This is a genomic window from Aeromonas sp. sif2416 (assembly GCF_019218665.1).
Taxonomy (GTDB): Bacteria; Pseudomonadota; Gammaproteobacteria; order Enterobacterales; family Aeromonadaceae; genus Aeromonas; species Aeromonas encheleia.
Window position 1 is genome coordinate 1 of record NZ_JAHUXC010000072.1, and the last position, 212, is coordinate 212.

A 212-nucleotide genomic window follows, 5' to 3' on the forward strand; every position below is an offset into this window, starting at 1 on the left:
GGTCACCGCACCGCTGCCATCACCCACAATCACCGCACCGTCATTGACGCCGGTGATGGTGATGGTCACGGTGTGGCTGGTGCCATCCAGGCTCTGTACGGTGAAGGTCTCGACCTTGGTCTCGCCCGCGCCCAGGTACTGCACCTTGTCGTTGGCGACCTGATAGTCCCACTTGCCAGCCGCATCGATGGTCAGGCTGCCCAGGGCATTGG

1 protein-coding gene is annotated in these 212 nt (G+C 63.2%); it reads right to left on the minus strand.

The features are described 5' to 3' along the window. Positions 1-212, minus strand: a 212-nt coding sequence (locus tag KW821_RS21595) for a VCBS domain-containing protein (protein ID WP_218292888.1), incomplete at both ends; no start/stop codon positions are given.